16 protein-coding genes are annotated in these 17,862 nt (G+C 58.9%); 12 read left to right on the top strand and 4 right to left on the bottom strand.

Annotated features, from left to right (window positions below; translation table 11 throughout):
- Positions 1-180 precede the first annotated feature (180 nt).
- The 3 genes from HYPMC_RS22825 to HYPMC_RS22815 all read left to right on the top strand — a co-directional run bounded on the left by HYPMC_RS22825 (position 181) and on the right by HYPMC_RS22815 (position 3,792).
- The gene (locus HYPMC_RS22825) at positions 181-2,181 is read left to right on the top strand and encodes a M23 family metallopeptidase (RefSeq protein WP_013950528.1); all 2,001 of its coding nucleotides are present in this window, start codon (positions 181-183) and stop codon (positions 2,179-2,181) included.
- A 341-nt stretch (positions 2,182-2,522) separates the two neighbouring features.
- Positions 2,523-3,362 carry an alpha/beta fold hydrolase gene (locus HYPMC_RS22820; RefSeq protein WP_013950527.1) on the top strand — a complete coding sequence of 280 codons (840 nt, stop codon included), beginning with the start codon at positions 2,523-2,525 and terminating at the stop codon, positions 3,360-3,362.
- A gap of 178 nt (positions 3,363-3,540) precedes the next feature.
- The gene (locus HYPMC_RS22815) at positions 3,541-3,792 is read left to right on the top strand and encodes a hypothetical protein (RefSeq protein ID WP_013950526.1); all 252 of its coding nucleotides are present in this window, start codon (positions 3,541-3,543) and stop codon (positions 3,790-3,792) included.
- 44 nt (positions 3,793-3,836) lie between these two features.
- Here the strand turns inward: HYPMC_RS22815 and HYPMC_RS22810 are convergent, their stop codons facing one another.
- Positions 3,837-4,277, bottom strand: coding sequence for a cytochrome c family protein (locus tag HYPMC_RS22810; RefSeq protein WP_013950525.1), 441 nt, complete (start codon positions 4,275-4,277; stop codon positions 3,837-3,839).
- 270 nt (positions 4,278-4,547) lie between these two features.
- Between HYPMC_RS22810 and HYPMC_RS22805 the strand changes: the two genes are divergently transcribed.
- Both HYPMC_RS22805 and HYPMC_RS22800 read left to right on the top strand, forming a co-directional pair.
- Positions 4,548-4,946 carry a cupin domain-containing protein gene (locus HYPMC_RS22805; protein ID WP_013950524.1) on the top strand — a complete coding sequence of 133 codons (399 nt, stop codon included), beginning with the start codon at positions 4,548-4,550 and terminating at the stop codon, positions 4,944-4,946.
- A gap of 181 nt (positions 4,947-5,127) precedes the next feature.
- Positions 5,128-5,850: a DUF2092 domain-containing protein gene (locus HYPMC_RS22800; RefSeq protein ID WP_157135486.1), complete on the top strand. Its 723-nt coding sequence runs from the start codon at positions 5,128-5,130 to the stop codon at positions 5,848-5,850.
- Between the two features lie 70 nt (positions 5,851-5,920).
- On the opposite strand, the gene HYPMC_RS22795 is transcribed toward HYPMC_RS22800, so the two are convergent.
- Positions 5,921-6,997, bottom strand: a complete 1,077-nt coding sequence (locus tag HYPMC_RS22795) for an OmpA family protein (RefSeq protein ID WP_157135485.1) — start codon at positions 6,995-6,997, stop codon at positions 5,921-5,923.
- Positions 6,998-7,269: 272 nt separating this feature from the next.
- On the opposite strand from HYPMC_RS22795, the gene HYPMC_RS22790 reads away from it, so the two are divergent.
- The 6 genes from HYPMC_RS22790 to HYPMC_RS22760 all read left to right on the top strand — a co-directional run bounded on the left by HYPMC_RS22790 (position 7,270) and on the right by HYPMC_RS22760 (position 12,568).
- Positions 7,270-7,977, top strand: coding sequence for a hypothetical protein (locus HYPMC_RS22790; RefSeq protein WP_013950521.1), 708 nt, complete (start codon positions 7,270-7,272; stop codon positions 7,975-7,977).
- 316 nt (positions 7,978-8,293) lie between these two features.
- A complete protein-coding gene (locus tag HYPMC_RS22785; RefSeq protein ID WP_013950520.1) occupies positions 8,294-9,388 on the top strand; it encodes an acyltransferase in 1,095 nt (364 codons plus the stop codon).
- Positions 9,385-10,395 (top strand): glycoside hydrolase family 5 protein, encoded by a 1,011-nt coding sequence (locus HYPMC_RS22780; RefSeq protein WP_013950519.1) that lies wholly within the window; start codon positions 9,385-9,387, stop codon positions 10,393-10,395. Before HYPMC_RS22785 ends, HYPMC_RS22780 begins: the two co-directional genes overlap by 4 nt.
- A gap of 156 nt (positions 10,396-10,551) precedes the next feature.
- Positions 10,552-10,782: a hypothetical protein gene (locus tag HYPMC_RS22775; RefSeq protein ID WP_013950518.1), complete on the top strand. Its 231-nt coding sequence runs from the start codon at positions 10,552-10,554 to the stop codon at positions 10,780-10,782.
- A 736-nt stretch (positions 10,783-11,518) separates the two neighbouring features.
- A complete protein-coding gene (locus tag HYPMC_RS22765; RefSeq protein WP_013950516.1) occupies positions 11,519-11,899 on the top strand; it encodes a nuclear transport factor 2 family protein in 381 nt (126 codons plus the stop codon).
- A gap of 390 nt (positions 11,900-12,289) precedes the next feature.
- Positions 12,290-12,568 carry a DUF1289 domain-containing protein gene (locus HYPMC_RS22760; RefSeq protein ID WP_244420943.1) on the top strand — a complete coding sequence of 93 codons (279 nt, stop codon included), beginning with the start codon at positions 12,290-12,292 and terminating at the stop codon, positions 12,566-12,568.
- 891 nt (positions 12,569-13,459) lie between these two features.
- Here HYPMC_RS22760 and HYPMC_RS22755 read toward each other — a convergent pair.
- Positions 13,460-14,032 (bottom strand): TetR/AcrR family transcriptional regulator, encoded by a 573-nt coding sequence (locus HYPMC_RS22755; RefSeq protein WP_013950512.1) that lies wholly within the window; start codon positions 14,030-14,032, stop codon positions 13,460-13,462.
- Between the two features lie 106 nt (positions 14,033-14,138).
- Between HYPMC_RS22755 and HYPMC_RS22750 the strand changes: the two genes are divergently transcribed.
- Positions 14,139-14,966: an oxidoreductase gene (locus tag HYPMC_RS22750; protein WP_013950511.1), complete on the top strand. Its 828-nt coding sequence runs from the start codon at positions 14,139-14,141 to the stop codon at positions 14,964-14,966.
- A 126-nt stretch (positions 14,967-15,092) separates the two neighbouring features.
- Here HYPMC_RS22750 and clpB read toward each other — a convergent pair whose 3' ends face one another.
- Positions 15,093-17,684: an ATP-dependent chaperone ClpB gene (gene clpB, locus HYPMC_RS22745; protein WP_013950510.1), complete on the bottom strand. Its 2,592-nt coding sequence runs from the start codon at positions 17,682-17,684 to the stop codon at positions 15,093-15,095.
- Between the last annotated feature and the right edge of the window lie 178 nt (positions 17,685-17,862).

Below are 17,862 nucleotides of genomic sequence, written 5' to 3'. Positions count from 1 at the left end.
CGTTCTTTTTGACGTTCAACTCGGCCGCGACGCGCGTTTTCGGATGCGCCGGACGCCGAATGGCGGCAAGCTTTGCCGCCTTGAACGCCGTTAGAGATCGCTTTGCAGGGCTGTGGGGGGCTGCTGCACGTGCTTCAAAGTCGAAAAAAGGCTCCGGCCACCAAGGAGGTCACTACTATTGTGACCGAGGAAGAGATCACTCTCTTCCCGACAAACGCCTATGGCGGGCGCGGTGGCAGCTTTTTTCAGCAGATCTATGAAGCCGAGACGAATTCCGAGCCGAGAGCAGGCGGCCGCTTCCGCTGGATCTTGAGCACGTGCTTGGCCGCCGCCATCGGCGCCATTGCCATTCTCATCGTAGTTTACGGCTCCTCCGACAGCGATCATCTGAACGACGGGCTGCTGCCGACCCTGAAAAGCATCGGCGAAGGCGCGCTCGTTCCGCAGGTCGCCATGACGCCGAAAAATGCCGACGGACTGAAGTGGGTCATGCCCAAGTCGGACCGCCTGCAGCTGACGACCGGGGCCCTCTCGACCCGCTACATCATCCACGAGTCCTCCAAGAGCCGTCGCGACAGTCGCGAGTACGTTCGCCAGAAGCCTTATGCCCGCATCGTTGCGCGCCTTGCTCCGGTTCCCGCCGAACAACGGGACAGCATCCCGCCCTTCAATCCTTTCAAGCTCTACGGCAGCAGTCAGCCATCCGAGCCCGACGCCGACGAAAGCGCCGGCAGCGGACTATCGAAGTCCGACGTCTCTTCGAAAGTCGTCGAGCTGCTCGGCGGGATCCTGCCGCAAGAAGACGGCCAAGAGCTCGATACGCAGGAAGTGCAGGATATCGTCGAGCGTAGCGCGACAGGCGACACCGCCGGCTACACTGGTGACGGCTCCGGCGCCCCGCTCGACGGCGGTGGGGCTAGCCCGCCGTCAGACAGCGACGCCGGCTGGCAGCCGAAAGCCTCGACGACGGACAACCTGAACACGACCGACATCTACAAATCGGCGGAGGCCCCCGACGAGCCGACCGACGACTTCGAAGGCGGCAAAGTCATCGTCGTCACTGTCGGTCCCAAGGACACCTTGGCCAAAATTCTCGCCAAGGCTGGCGCGCCCGAATGGGACGTTCACAGCATGATCGAGGCCGGACACAGCATTTTCTCCGAAAATGCATTGGTTCCTGGTCAGGAAGTCCGCATCACGCTCGTTCCTTCGCTCTCCGATCCCAATAAGATGGAACCGGCGCGCTATTCGGTCTTCTCCGACGGCCACGATCATCTCGTAACCGTCAGCCGCAGCGCCGCCGGCGAATTCGTCGGCTCGTCGAAACCGCCCTTCGACGAAGAACTCCAGCACGCGGCCAACGGCGACGATGATCCACAGAGCGCGACGCTCTACGCCGCCGTCTACAATGCGGCGCTCATGCAGAATATTCCGCCGGCGACCATTCAGAAGATCTTGAGCGTCAACGCCTTCGATACCGACTTCCGCCGCCGCGTCCGTCCGGGCGACACGCTCGAGATGTTTTTCGACATGAAAGACGATCAATCGCCTGACGGTCCGCCGGGCGAGTTGCTCTATACGGCGCTGTCGAGTGGCGGGACGGTCTATAAATTCTATCGCTTCCGTTCGTCAGATGGCGTGGTCGATTACTACGACGACACCGGCAACGACTCGAAAAAATTCCTCATCCGCAAGCCCGTCCGAGGTGAAGACGTGCGCCTCACGTCCGGTTTCGGCATCCGTTTCCATCCGCTGCTGAACACGCGGAAGATGCACACCGGTGTCGACTGGGCCTGCGCCATCGGCACCCCCATCATCGCCGCCGGTAACGGCACGATCGAAGAGGAAGGACGCAAAGGCTACTACGGCAATTACATCCGCATCCGTCACGCCAACGGCTACCAGACGGCTTACGCACATATGAGCCGGTTCGGAAAATTCCATGTCGGCGACAAAGTCCGGCAAGGCCAAGTCATTGGCTTCGTCGGCTCGACGGGCCTGTCGACCGGCGCCCACGTGCACTTCGAGGTGCTCGTCAACAATCGCTTCGTCGATCCGATGTCGATCCAGGTGCCGCGCGAGCGCAAGCTCGAAGGCAAGGATCTCGCCGAATTCCAGAAAGAGCGCGCCCGCGTCGAAGAACTGATGCGCCGCGCCCCCGTCATGACGGCCAACAAATAGCGCCTTGCGAAACCACAGATCGCTCGCGCAGGCGAGCGAAGCTGACTTGCCAGAGTCCGCCGCGCGTCCAATCAAACTCTATCGAAATTCTCGCGTATCGACGTGTCGAACGCATGGACACGCCTGCCGGGAAAATGAAAGCCGTATGCCATCGTGGGGCAGAGCGCTCGGTTAAAGACGCGATGACATGAGATCGCACGATGGAAATTCGCGTTTCGGCATCGAATTCCCGGCGTATTTTCTCATTCGCACTTTCATGTCGCTTCCGCCGCTTGCCGGGATGCCGAAATTCCTCCAGGTCTCAGCTCGCCCTTCCCTTTTCCCAGCGAGAGGATCACGCCATGTCAGAGACAGTCGCCACCAAGGACGGTGTAACCATTTACTTCAAAGATTGGGGCCCGAAAGACGCTCAGCCCATCGTGTTCCATCATGGCTGGCCACTATCCGCCGATGACTGGGACGCGCAGATGCTGTTCTTCTTATCGAAAGGCTATCGCGTCATCGCTCACGACCGCCGCGGCCACGGCCGCTCGTCGCAGGTCAGCGAAGGTCATGACATGGACCACTATGCTGCCGACGCTGCAGCCGTCACTGAACACCTCGACCTGAGAAACGCCGTCCATATCGGCCATTCGACCGGCGGCGGCGAGGTTGCCCGTTACGTCGCGAAGTACGGTGAGCCGCAGGGCCGTGTCGCCAAAGCTGTTCTCGTCAGTGCCGTTCCGCCACTGATGGTCAAAACGGACGCCAACCCCGGCGGAACGCCGATCGAAGTCTTTGATGGATTCCGCTCCGCGCTCGCTGCCAACCGCGCACAATTTTTTCTCGATGTGGCGTCAGGCCCCTTCTACGGCTTTAACCGCAGCGGCGCGAAAATCTCGCAAGCCGTGATCGAGAACTGGTGGCGCCAGGGCATGATGGGCAGCGCCAAGGCTCACTATGAAGGCATCAAGGCGTTTTCTGAAACCGATCAGACTGAAGATCTGAAAGCGATCACCGTCCCCACACTCATCCTTCAAGGCGACGATGATCAGGTTGTCCCATACGCCGATGCTAGCCTCCTGCAGGCAAAGCTGCTGAAGAACAACACGCTCAAGGTCTATCCGGGCTTTCCGCACGGTATGCTGACCACCCACGCCGACGTCATCAATCCGGATCTGCTCGCGTTCGTGAAGAGCTGAGCACAAGCATTGTCAGCGATCGGCAACAGAGCGTTGTCGATCGCTGCATTCATGCGGAACCATTTGTGCACGTTCCGGATTCTCGTTACGTAGCGCGCGATCAAAGCCCGAATCGCAAATGATGCTATAGATTAAGAATCAATACCGTCCGCGGGGGACGACAACGAGGGAGCAGATCATGAAGACGTTTGCAGGATGTCTTGTCCTTGCCGCCGGCATCATCGTCGCGCCGGTTGCCGCCAGCGCCCATGAACGCGTAACGGACGCCGCACTTGGCGGTCTTGCCGGTGCCGTCGTTTTCGGACCGGTCGGCCTCGTGGCAGGCGGCGTCATCGGCTACACTGCGGGCCCAAAGATCGCCTGCAAGATCGGCGCGAAACGCTGCTATCGCCATCGCGCGCGCTACCGCCGGGACCGCGCGCGCAACTAGTCGAATAATCCTCTCGAACAAATCCGAGAAAAAAGATGGGCGGCTTAATTGCCGCCCGTCTTTTTCTTGGTGTCGCTCGCCAAAAACTTAATGATCAGCGCGCGTTGTTTCTTGTCGGGCAAGCCGCTGAAGATTGCGCCCATATTGTTGCCGGGAACGACCGCATTCGGATTGGCAATCCACTGGTCGAGATTTTGCTCGTTCCAAGTGATGCCCGAGTCTTTGAGAGATTCCGAATAATCAAAACCTGGAACGGTGCCGGCCTTGCGGCCGACGACACCATAGAGTGTGGGACCGATACGATTGTCGCCCTTATCGAAGGCGTGACATTCGCGACAATGTCCGTTGAAAGCAAGTTCGGGATCGTCATCGTCGGCATGAGCGACGACCGACGCTGTTGTGCCGACCAGACCGATACCCAAGGCTAAAGCCGAAAGAACGATGGCGGAGTGAAGCGAGCGGGGGAGAAGCGGAATTTTTTTCATGTCCGTAAAAACTCGTCCTTGAAAGTTTCGGTTCCGGCTTGCCGCCTTACAAATTGGACAGCCCACAGCGTAATGCGAAGACCATCGGCGTTCGACAACGCCCAAGCGACAGACGACATTCAAAATAGATATGAATGAAAATTCCGGTTCCCAATTCGCACGAGTTCCACAAATCATGAAATATCGTTTAGATCATCACCGCACGTCATCCCCCCTAGGGACACAGCGCAATTAAGCCCCCCGACTTCGACATTGAGGAAATTGGATCCGATGGACATCCGGCGAAACGGCTCGCGACCGAACAATCGCGGTTCCTCAGAGTACTTCACCGGCGACGTCCACATCGAACCGCTTGTGCAGGCGACGGCGCCCGCTCGTGTTGCATGCGCCATCGTCACGTTCTCACCGGGCGCCCGAACAGCGTGGCACACGCATCCGCTGGGACAGACACTTATCGTCACCGCAGGTCGCGGCTGGGTGCAGCGCGACGGCGAACCACCCGAAGACATTCATCCCGGCGACGTCGTCTGGTTCCCGCCAGGTGAGAAGCACTGGCACGGCGCCACAGCCACCAGCAGCATGGTGCACATCGCCATTCAAGAGTCAGTGGACGGTAAAACCGTCGATTGGCTTGAACAGGTCGGCGACGATCAATATCCCCCCGGTTGAATTGCCCTTTTTAAATATTTCCGCAGAAACGGCATTTACTTTCGACAATTGAATTGACGAACACGGAAAATTGGCACCCAAAATTAACGCTGGGATGAGACCACCCATGGGGAGATCATCGCCGCATTCTAAACTGACAGGCGACGGGGGAAATCAGACGCGCAACCTTGGAGACACGCAGATGTCGTTTCGATTTTTTGCCTACCCATTTCTAGCGTTGATGCTCGCCGCCACCGGCGTTGCAGAGGGACAAACGAGCGACGCTGCGCAGGCAGCGTTCAAAAAGCTTGACGATTACCTGCAAAACAATCCCATGGATTTCGAGACGAAATTCAACGCCACCTCAGACGGCAACGAGCTTTATCACGGCACTGGCCATTTTATCCTTCGTCAGCCGACCGCATTGCGCGCCGACATCTCGCTCAACGCCAACACCTACGTCGTCATTTCAGACGGCACCGTGCTGACGATCTACGATCCCCAACAGAAGAAATATTCGCAGAACGCCGCTCCGGGCTCGCTTTCAGCGGCGTTCGGCTTCTTCGCCGGCGAGCTCGGCATCGACTCTCAAGTCCTGAATTTCATGGGCGTCGTGCATGACGCGGTCAGCGGCAACGACGGCACGACGATCAAGGCCGCCGGCAACGAGTCCGTCGACGGCAAGTCTTGCGACAAGTTTACGGTCACCGGAGCATCCGGAGACGACACCTGGCAGGTCTGGATGGAGCAAGGCGACAAGCCGCTCTTCTGCAAGCTCGTCTATCACAGTGTCGACGGCCCGGCGCAAACGAACGTGTTCCACTGGAACGCCGCTCCGAAGATTTCGCCGGACACCTTCACATTCACGGCTCAGGCCGGCAGCACCAAGGTTGATGTCGGCGATCTCAACATGGTCTCGCCGTAACGACTGCAAATCAGCGGCCGGCGCTGCGCGTCGCCGGCCGCCCTGCAAATTTCACTTCCTACTCTCGTACTCACATGGCGTTGCGCAATTCGACCCGCCGGTCGAGCTGCATCAGGTCATCGCGCGAAAACTTCGAGCGGTCGATGCCCGTGAATGGTTGCGTCGCGCCCTCTGGGATCAGTTTCAGCTCCCCGTCGTAGCCGCCGTTGCGCAAGAACGCAGCGACCGTATCGAGCCGCTTGCGTGACAGATCCATGTTGTATTCGGCCGTCCCGCGCTCATCCGCGTGACCAGTGAGCGAAATGGATTTGAACTTCTTCAGCTGCACATAATCGAGCAGAAGTTTTGCCGTCTTCTCGCCGTCGGACGTCAGCGTCGCTTCGTCGAAAATGAAGGTCATCGGAACGGGTATCGTCGCCGACTGAGGATGCTCGGAACTTGCAACCTCGGGCGGCGTCGACACCAATGCTTGAACCTCCGGCACGGCGCCGCTGTTCTGCGATGCCGGAGGAGGCGCGGTCGCCGTTGCCGTCACCGCGCTTCCAGTCTGCGCCTGCGCTGCAGCCTCCTCGCGCGCCGATGCGACGACGTTCTCGAAATTCTTCAGCAGAGCGACCGACGGTGACGTCCCACGCTGAGCTGCATCGCTCACCGCTGTCTGAGAGGGCAGCGCCGCCGCCGGTTTGGCGTGAGAGCTGTTATCCTCGGCCGACGTTTCGCTTGCGATCTTGAATGTGCCGCTCCGCAAGCTGAACTTCGGATCGGGGCCAGCAAACTTGTGATCCGTTGCAAGCGACCAGTCGCCATTGTCATTCGCCTTGGCTGTCGCCACCGCGACATCGCCTTCAAACACCGTGACGGAGCTACCCGGAGCGGCACGCCCCGCAAAAACCGAAGTCGCACCCGACGTCGAGACCTCGGCAAGATCGAGCTTCACGCCGTCGCCGGTCGATCCTTCGCTGCTCTTCTCTTTTCTGTCCGATTCGTTGCCAGCCTGCCGCGAAGCTGACGAGCCGGTATCGGCCTCGGCCTTTGATCCAGCCGCCGGAGCATTGGCGACCGAAGCAGGTGCCGCCGCCTCGGGAGCCGGTTTGTGAGCCTCGAAAACCTCGTCAACAGGCAGCCGGAAATGGAAAACTTGCGCCAAGGCGAAAGCTCCCGCGGACAAACACAGAAAAACGATCAATAAAACCCATCGGCGCATTGCAGGCCTCTCACAACGCGAAAGCGCGCATTTTCATACTCTATTAGGGCCTTTGCAAGGATCTGACGACATTGCGCGGCAATCCTGCGCTCGCCGCTTTGGCCGAGCCCTAGTAACAAACGTGGCGCATCCACCGAAGTTGGCAGGACTTCCGACAGTCTCGGTGCGTTTGCCCATCCAAGACTAGGACCTATGGCTCCAACGAGGAAAGATTGATGAAACCCCAAATACGTTCCGTTGCCCTCTCATCATTCTTCACCGTCACTACTCTTTTGTCCTCTCATATCGCCATCGCCGACGACAGCAAGAACTTCGTCTGGACGGACGGGGTAACCACACGCCTCGAGGCTTTGGCGTTGCTCGAAACACTCAATTCCGAACTTCTGAGCCACGATAGCGCCACGCTCACTCTGGACCGTTGGTGCGAAGATCACAGGCTTGCATCACCCCCGGCGCGTATTATCGCCGAGTTCGTCCATGGCGCCGACAAACCCCTCTCCGCCGAACAACGCCAAATCCTTGGCATCAGTCCATCAGAGCCGATCCGATATCGCCAAGTCCGCCTGAGTTGCGGAGGCCATGTGCTTTCCGAAGCGGACAACTGGTACGTGCCAAGCCGCCTTACTCCGGAGATCAATCATATGCTCGAGACGAGCGACATCGCATTCGGTCGCGCTGCACAGTCGCTCAAGTTTCGACGGCACACACTCTCCGCGAAGCTTCTCTGGTCACCCTTGCCGCACAATTGGGAGATAGCCGGCACCCTAACGAAGCCGCACGACGGAGTTCCGCTCGTTGTTCCACACCATGTGCTTCAGCACGTGGCCGTACTGACGCTTCCCGATGGCCGACCGATCAGCCAAGTTGTCGAAACCTACACCGAGGAGGTGCTCGACTTCCCGCAACCAATCGCAAAACCCTGACCAACTTGGAACAGCTCAGAGAGAGCAATGCGAGCAAAGCATCACATTTCCTCTCTTCTGTTCGACGTGAGACTTTGCCGCGTTTTATCAAAACTTGTTTCACATCGAAACGAATGCAGCGATCACATGCACCCCCACACGCACGGGAGATGAATCGCCGCATTCGCATCGCTGTCTAATGCCTGTCTAATCCGAATGCGATGCGCACGCCGCGCGAAACGCCGGCTCTTGAACGCGCGATGGCTCATTAGACATCGAGCTGCAAATTTCGTGCGGCTGCTCTGCGAGCAATTTAACAGCGGGGGTTGTTTCGGATTTGAAAAAAGCCCTTCCCAACGAGCAATCTGATGCGAGAGGGGACGCACCCTCGACATCGCGTCCCGTTCGCCACGCAAACAACTTTCAAGCGTTGCGCTGGCTCGCCGCAACATCCGTCATCCTGGCTCACTCATATGGGCTGCGTGATCTTCAGGGCGTCTACACGCACCTCACAGGCCTGGACCTCGGATGGTCTGCAGTCGTGATGTTCTTCACGATAAGCGGCTATCTGATCAGCGCGTCTGCGCAACGGCGGTCCGCACTAGAATTCTGGCAAGCACGTTTTTTGCGGATCTTTCCGGGTCTGATTATCTGCACGCTGGTGACGGCGCTCGTCATCTCCGCGTTCTCCACGCTGAGTTTCAGCCAATTCATCACTGACCGACAGACGCTTCGCTACATCTTCGGTTCGGGCACATTGCTCTCGACTGAATATTCGCTTCCCGGAGCATTCCAGAATCACGCCGTCACATATGCAAACGGTTCGCTGTGGACGCTGCGATATGAGGTTGCGAGCTACTTCCTCGTTTTCATGCTCTTCGTTCTATCTTATCGAACCGGCATAATTTTCGCGGGAGCGATCATATCCACCGGCTTCGCGTGTGCTCTTGGCTACGGAGTGCCAACCGCGCTCGGTCACACGATCCCGGTGCAGGCGACCAATTTCCTCACCCTGTTCATTCCGTTTGCAATCGGCGGGTGGTTTCAGGCCACCAAACGAAGCGGGCCCAAACTGCCTTGGGTGGCAGTCGCAATGGCGCTTGCGGCAGCTTTGGCGCACACGCCGACAAACACGATCTTTGCGGCCGCTGCGATTTCGCTGCTCACATTGTGGGTTGCCTTCCGCCCGGCACGCGTGCTGACAAGGCTGGATGTGCTTCCGGACTATTCGTACGGAATTTACATTTACGCCTATCCCATCCAGCAAATCACCATCCAGCTCCTTCCTGGCTGGCATCCGCTGGCGCAAGCGCTCGTCGCGTTTCTGCTCACCCTCGTGCCGGCGTCGCTGTCATGGCACTTCATCGAGAAGCCGGCCATGGCGCTGAAGTCCATTCGGCTTTTTCCTGTCGCGAGAGATACCGTCTTATGAAATTTCAGATTCAAAAAGTCTGGCGCACCGCGCTGGTCGTGATCGCCTGCCTCTCGGCCTCGCCTGCAATTGCGGACAGCAAAGCGGCGTGGATGACTGGCGTCAATCTGTCGGGCGCCGAACTCAACGCAAAGAAGAGCCGGATCAATTTCGACTACGTTTTCCCGACGATCAAAGAGATCGAATACTTCCGCGCCAAGGGCTTTCGCTATTTCCGCCTGCCGGTGTTGATGCAGAGACTGTTCCAATTCGAAGGCGGCGTTCCGGACCCGACGCCGACGGCAGACTGGAAGCAATTCGTCGCGTTGATCGACAAGGCCGCCAGCGTCGACGCAGTGATCATCGTCGACTTTCATCAGTTCGGCCGAACGCAATCCGGCCTCATCGGACGCGACGCGGCCGCAACGCAGGAGTTCGTTGCGGCATGGGCTGAGACGGCGAAGCGGCTCAAAGACAAGCCCAACGTCATTTTCAATCTCATGAACGAGCCGCACGAGCAGACGGCGGAGGAGTGGCTTCCGGCCGCGAACACCGCGATTGCCGCCATCCGCCAAGCCGGCGCCAAGCAACTGCTGCTGGTGCCGGGCTCCTACTGGACCGGCGCGCATTCGTGGACCACGACCCCTAACGCGCGCGTCATGACCGGAGTCGTCGATCCGGAGAACAACTTCGCCTATGACGTTCATCAATATCTCGACTCCAACAGTTCCGGCACGTCGCCGGACGCCGTCCCCGGATCGGGAAGCGAACGGCTCAAGGCCTTCACCGAATGGGCCCGTCAGAATCACGCGCACGGCTTTCTTGGCGAATTCGGTTTTTCGTCCGCCGAACCTGCTCTTCGCGAGGGCGCCGCGCTGATCAAGTATATGTCCGACAACCGGGACGTCTGGATCGGATGGACGTATTGGGCGGCTGGCCCCTGGTGGGGCGATTACATGTATTCCGTCGAACCCAAGAACGGAACCGACCGCCCTCAGCTTGATGTTCTCGTGCAGGGGAACAAGTAGATCCGTTTCTCTGGCTGCATCGTTGGCGGACATTCCCGTCTCAACTCGCCTCAATTCGACTGAACGGCATTAATCCCGAGTTCAGGATAACGGCGGGAAACTGGCGATGACGTGCGCAAAATAATCAATATCGCACGTCCCAACGGAGACTTTGCCATGATGAAGCTTTTCGCGCCTCTACTCGGTCTTGCTGCACTTATCGCCATCGATCTGTCATATGCCGCCACGCCCGCTGCTGCCCTTGGTGGCTGCGGCCCGAACCGCCATCGCAGCAGCGTCACCGGCCGCTGCATCTGGGGCGGCCAAAACCAGGGATGGTGTGTCAGACACACGGGCTATCGCGCCGTTCGTATGCCCAACGGCCGCATGGTCTGCGTAAGACGTTAATCTGCGACCAGTTCGGATTAAGAACTTCACCATCCGGACGTGATGCCTTGCGCATCGCGTCCGAAATTTTTGTCCAACGCGATCGGCGGCCGACTCGCGGAACGCGAGTCGCCGATCGCAAACTCAAAAGCGCCTCCGGCCGGTTCTGTAAAGCAGATGCGGAGGCCAACCTGGAACGACGAAACAGCAAACGTCCACGGCGGCCGGCTCCGCGCAGCGGAGTCGCCGTGGACGATCAAACAAAGCGCAACCGGCCGGCTCCACGAAGTGGAGTCGGTTGCGCCAATCAACAAAGAGGCGGGACGGCACGGCCTCGCTCATTTGATTTTTGTATTAGGGATGCGGACCATTGCCGCCCCGCGCATGCCAACTCTCCGCCTCGTCCCCGGCCCATATGTCCGGAGCCTCTCGTATGAGTGCGGATCGCTCCTGAGCGATCCCTGAGTCGTCGAACCCGCCATCCGCCCCGCATCCTTTTATGCAAGAAGCGTTTCACCGCGCCGAGCACCCGATCGTGCTTGTCGCGCGGCAGACAGAGAACCCGCGGCTTACCGATTTCTCCGCGCGACCCCGCATGCTCTTCCCACTCACGTCTCGCGGCACGAGCTCATGCCCTTTGTCCTTCGTGAGAAGATGCGAGGGAGTATGCGGGAGGTTTCGAGAACGGGGATAAATTTTTTGCGGAGATGTAGAGTGAGGTTAAAGGCTGAAACTACCGAACAATCAGGAGAGCGAAATGGGCGATCCAGAAATCCGAACTGCGCTCGACCGGCACTGGGCCGCGTCCGAGGCTGGTGATGACGACGCCGAGGACGAGATCTATCACGATGACGTCGTGCTGGAATACCCACAGTCCGGCGAGCGAATCCGAGGGCGCCTCGCCATCCGCACGACACGCGGACTGCTGCCCAACAAGCACTTCACCATACGGCGTGTGATCGGGCACGGCGATCTTTGGACGACCGAGTACGTCATCAGCTATGGCGGCAAGCCGTCCTACGTCGTCAGCATCATGGAATTCAGAGACGGAAAAGTCTTCCGCGAGACGCAATACTTCGGTGATCCCTTCCCGCCCTGGCCCGGCCGTGCGAAGTGGGTGGAGAGGATGGAAGTTTAGGTAGGTTGTGTGCTTGTCGCGCGCAGGCAGAGACCCGCGGCTTACCGATTTCTCCGCGCGGCAGCGATTTCTATCGCCGTTAAAACCGCACTCTCTAATCCGCCATCCCGGCGCAGGCCGGGATCCAGCCTAGCCAAAAACATGCGAGATGCTGAAGGAATTTATCCGACGCGACCACTACAGCAGCGGCAGGCTCTTTCTCGCGCACAAGAGGATAGGTTTGAAAGTCGCCGAACAAAAACTACATGTCATGATAGTTTCCCCGCGCCTTAATTCTGGGCGGCGCGCGATGCCGCCGAAAGCGATCCAACGTCGACCGATATGAAAGCTCTCTCTCCCTGCATCGATGTTTGCAAATTCAAGCACGCCGGACATTGCATCGGCTGCGGCATGACCAAGAAGCAGAGAAAGAAATTCAAGCGTCTCGACGGTCGAAAGGCGAAGCTCGCGTTCATAGAAGCTTTGCGCCTGAGACAGATCGAGATCGGTCTCAAGACCAATTGGGAACGCGCCTATCGTCGCCGCTGCACAAAGAAAGGCATCGCGTGTCCGCTCGACCGGCTCCCATCGCCGCCCTCCAATGATCTGAACGACGGAATGTCATCCTCGGGCTTGTCCCGAGTATCCATCGATCAGCGGTCGGAGCAGCAAGATAGATCCTCGGCATAAAGCCGAGGATGACACCAGACAAAGACCTAAGTTCCTAGCCGAGCGTGGCGAAGCAGCCGTCTTGAACATACGTCGGCTGCTTCTTCTTATTTCAGATTAAACGCTGAATCAGCCGCGCGTTGCGAGATCGGTCAACGCCTGCTGCACAGAGCTAGACGCACGACTAGCAGTAGTGGACGGCTTATAATCTCCGTCAGCGTCTTTGACGCTTGAACGGTCTGGCCCCTTCGTCAGGTAGTCGCCGTCTGCGGCGCGTGTATTTTTAGACTGCGCCGGAGATGTTTTTTGTAGAGAGTTTGCGGCCGTTGAGTTGACTGAAGTGATGTTCACGATTTTTGCTTCCTCGAAAATATGTTGTCGCGAGATTGAGCACCGCCCGGCAAAGCACGCTTCAAACATTCGCTTGGCAGGAACAGACTCAACATATTTCGCCGCGGTTAGTTTTCTCTTATGCGCGAAGTGAAAAGCGCAGCTCGATTTCACTCGGCCGGTTACAGCTTTGTATGATTCACGTTGCTCGGCTTAGCGGCCGCTTTCAACCATACAAATCTGTGAGTAACCGACCGCGTGACGCGTTCGAAATTCCTATGAGAGCGTCATACAATTTTGTGACTAAGGCGAGCACGTCATATAAATCGCGACACCGCGCTGACCACGTTAGCTTCAGCTTTTGGCGACTGCAGCGAAGCGTCGACAATCTCCACAAGTCTCATCATGCAACGAAGAATGTGCGCATCAAAGCCCTCCCCACTCACGTCTCGCGGCACGAGCTCATGCCCTTTGTCCTTCGTGAGAAGATGCGAGGAAGTATGCGGGAGGTTTCGAGAGCGCGGATAAGTTTTGTTATCTACTTCAGGTCCGCATCATCACGGCCATTCGATCCGGAATTATTCAGATTTCGTCGTCGACCAACGCCTGCAGTGAGTTCGTCGCGTAAAGGATCGCCTTGGCCTGGTGTGCTTGACTTAGGGCCTCAGTTTGAAGCACGCGCCGCATCAGATCGAGACCGATAAGCTGAGCGGCAATGAGCGCAGCACGCTGCTTCGAGTTGCGCCCTCCCAACCAACGCGCGATCTTCGCGATGACGGCCGTATCGGCTGCGACGCGTAATAAAGGCGCGACGTCCGGGCTTCCCATCGAACGCAAAAAAGCGAGCGTCGGATCGAAGTGCTGCCCGTCATAGCTTTTCGTACAAAAGTATGTCGCGGCACGCTTGCCGAACGTCGCGCAATCTCCCTCGAGCAGGCTGTCGAGATTCATGTAGGGTATCACCGCCTCGGCAAACAAACCCTCTTTCGATGTAAAGTAGCGGTTGACGAGCGCGGCGTTGACACCTGCTTCGGTGGCGATTTCGCGCAGACCCGCGCCGTCGAATCCTTTTTCGGTGAACACACGCTGTGCGGCCGCCAGTATAGCCTCGCGCGTGGCTGAGGCATCGCGAGGGCGCTTGGATTTGCTGCTCAAGTAAACACCCGTTGACTTGTTGTTTGGAGACTTGTAAACAGTCGATTACATCGTCGCTTCGGCGTCAAGTGGTAGTGCATCCCTCTCCAATCAGGAGCAACTGGTAATGTCGTCAAAGTTGAAAGTTGCGCTCGTTACAGGTGCTTCATCTGGCATTGGCATGGAAGCTGCGCGTAGCCTGAGGTCGTCCGGGTTCACCGTCTACGGCGCGGCACGGCGTGTTGACCGGATGCGAGAGCTGGAAAATGACGGCATTCACATCATTTCGCTCGATGTAACCGACGAAAAATCGATTCTGGATTGCGTCAAAACGATAGCAGATCGGGAAGGCCGGATCGACGTTCTGATCAACAACGCCGGCTACGGCTCCTACGGAGCCATCGAGAACGTGCCGCTTAGCGAAGCAAGGTCCCAGTTCGAGGTTAATGTGTTCGGCCTCGCACGCCTGACGCAAGCAGTGCTTCCACTGATGCGTGCCCACAACTTTGGTCGGATCATTAGTATCTCGTCGATAGGCGGTAAAATCCATACGCCGTTCGGCGGCTGGTACCACGCAACGAAATTTGCGGTCGAGGGCCTTTCGGATTGCCTGCGCCTCGAAGTCCAGCGTTTTGGTATCGATGTCATCGTGATCGAGCCCGGTGGCATTAAGACCGACTGGGGCATTATTGCCGCCAATCATTTGCGCGAGACATCTGGCAGCGGCGCCTACGCCAGCGATGCCAATAAGACCGCCGACGGCATGCTCAAGACGTATCAGGGCAACCGGCTATCGCCGCCTTCGGTGATTGCAAAAGCCATCGTTCAGGCTGCGACAGCGACCAAGCCTCGGACGCGCTATGCAGTCGGTTTTGGCGCCAAGCCGATCCTGTTCATGCGCCGCTGGCTCAGCGACAGGATGTTCGACGCTTTGATCAAGCGCGCGTCGGCATAATGCCGACGGCAGCGACATCCCCGCACAAACGTTGAATCGCGAAGCCCAAACCCAGTCGCCCGAGTAAATTTTAATGCGCGCTCCCGACCCTGCTTCGTAGAGCCGGCCGGCCGGGAGCGCATTTAATCAAGCCGCGGCTTTGATCGGCCAGCCGTTGATCGTCAGAGCACCGTCGCGCACCGACACCGTCACCGTATCGCCGTCCTTCACGCCGCCCGCAAGGATCTGCTCGGCGAGCGGGTCCTGCACGTTGCGCTGGATGACACGCTTCAAAGGCCGCGCGCCATACGCCGGATCGTAGCCGCGGTTTGCGAGCCACGTCTTCGCCTGCTCATCAAGCTCGATCGTGATCTTGCGATCCGCCAAGAGCTTCTGCAGACGCCCGATCTGGATATCGACGATCTTCGTCATGTCCGCGCGCTGCAAGCGGTGGAACAGGATGATGTCGTCGAGACGGTTGAGGAATTCGGGCCGGAAGCGAGCGCGAACTTCAGCCATGACTTCGTCGCGCACGGCTTCCGTTTCCTCGCCTTCCTTCTGCTCGACGAGGTACTGCGCGCCGATGTTCGACGTCAGCACGATCAACGTGTTCTTGAAGTCGACCGTGCGGCCCTGGCCGTCGGTCAGGCGACCGTCGTCCAAAACCTGAAGCAACACGTTGAAGACATCCGGATGCGCCTTCTCGATCTCATCGAACAGGATGATCTGATACGGACGCCGCCGCACCGCTTCCGTCAGCACGCCGCCTTCCTCGTAGCCGACATAACCCGGAGGCGCGCCGATGAGACGGGCGACCGAGTGCTTCTCCATGAACTCCGACATGTCGATGCGCACGAGCGCCGTGTCGTCGTCGAAGAGATAGCCCGCGAGCGCCTTCGTCAGCTCGGTCTTGCCGACGCCGGTCGGTCCTAAGAACATGAACGAGCCGATCGGCCGGTTCGGGTCCTGAAGCCCGGCGCGCGCACGACGCACAGCTGTCGAAACGGCGATGACCGCTTCCTTCTGACCGATGACGCGCTTGCCCAGCGCATCTTCCATCTTCAGAAGCTTGTCGCGTTCGCCCTCGAGCATCTTGTCGACCGGAACGCCCGTCCAGCGCGACACGACGGCCGCGATCTGATCCGGCGTGACGGCTTCCTCGACCAGCGCGCCCTTACGCTCTTGGGATTCGACGTCGGCGAGCTTCTTCTCAAGCTCGGGGATCTTGCCGTAGCGAAGCTCGCCCGCGCGTGCCAGATCGCCCTTGCGCTGCGCCTGTTCGAGCGCGTTGCGCAGGCTCTCAAGCTCTTCCTTCAGCTTCTGCGCCGAGCCGAGCTTTTGCTTCTCGGCCTGCCAGCGCGCCGTCATCGCCTCGGATTTTTCCTGCAGATCGGCGATGGATTTCTCAAGCCGCGCGAGACGATCCTTCGATGCCGAGTCGGTTTCCTTTTTCAACGCTTCGCGCTCGATCATCATCTGCATGAGATCGCGGTCGATGGCGTCGAGCTCTTCCGGCTTGGAATCGACTTGCATGCGCAGACGCGACGCCGCCTCGTCGACAAGGTCGATCGCCTTGTCGGGCAGAAAGCGGTCGGTGATGTAGCGGTTCGAAAGCGTCGCCGCCGAGACGAGCGCGCTGTCGGTGATGCGCACGCCGTGATGCAGCTCATACTTCTCTTTCAAGCCGCGCAGGATCGAGATCGTATCTTCCACCGTCGGTTCGGTTACGAATATCGGCTGGAAGCGGCGGGCGAGCGCGGCGTCCTTTTCGATGTGCTTGCGGTATTCATCCAGCGTGGTCGCACCAACGCAGTGAAGCTCGCCGCGCGCGAGCGCAGGCTTCAACAGGTTGCCCGCATCCATCGACCCTTCGGTCTTGCCGGCGCCGACGATGGTATGCAGCTCGTCAATAAACAGAATGATGTCGCCCTCGGCCTCGACCTCGGACAGCACGGCTTTCAAGCGTTCCTCGAACTCGCCGCGATACTTCGCGCCCGCGATCAAGGCGCCCATATCGAGCGACAGCAGCTTCTTATGCTTCAGGCTTTCCGGCACGTCGCCCTTGACGATGCGCAGCGCGAGGCCTTCCGCGATCGCCGTCTTGCCGACGCCCGGTTCGCCGATCAGCACGGGATTGTTCTTCGTGCGCCGCGACAGCACCTGGATGGTGCGGCGGATCTCTTCGTCGCGGCCGATAACCGGATCGAGCTTGCCGGAGCCTGCCGCTTCGGTGAGGTCGCGGGCATAGCGCTTCAGAGCGTCATACGCCTGCTCGGCGTTGGCGCTGTCGGCCGTGCGGCCCTTGCGGATGTCGTTGATGGCGGCGTTGATCTTGTCGGGCGTCACACCGGCGTCGCGCAGGATCTTGCCCGCGTCCGTCGCGGTGTCGAGCGCCAGCGCCAAAAGCAGCCGCTCGGCGGTGACGAACTTGTCGCTCGCCTTGTCGGCAAGTTTCTCGACGGCGTCGAACACGCGTGCGAGTTCCGACGAGACGTAAACCTGTCCCGAGCCGCCGGTGACCTTTGGCTTCTTGGCAAGGTTCGCCTCGACCGCGCGCAATGCGGCGCGCGAATCCCCGCTCGCCTTCTGGATCAGTCCGCTGGCTAGACCCTCCGGGTCATCGAGCAGAATTTTCAGAAGATGTTCGGGGGTGACCTGTTGATTGTTTTCGCGGAGTGCCAGCGATTGAGCCGATTGGATAAAGCCCTTGGCGCGGTCCGTGTAGCGTTCGAAGTTCATGTCGCGTCCTCCAGCACATTCCTCACCGTCCTTAAGGCCCGGAAAGAATGCCATGCGAATTGATTTTTATCATCCAAGCGCGGCCAAAGACCCGATGGCCGGCATCCCCGCGCACCCGTACGATGCTTCGGATATAGGATCGGGCGCCGCCCGAAAAAGAGGCATCGCCGACAAAATC

Origin of the sequence: Hyphomicrobium sp. MC1 (genome assembly GCF_000253295.1) — a bacterium.
Lineage (GTDB): Bacteria > Pseudomonadota > Alphaproteobacteria > Rhizobiales > Hyphomicrobiaceae > Hyphomicrobium_B.
Note: the sequence above shows the minus strand (reverse complement) of the source record. Positions and strands in the feature narration are given on the sequence as shown.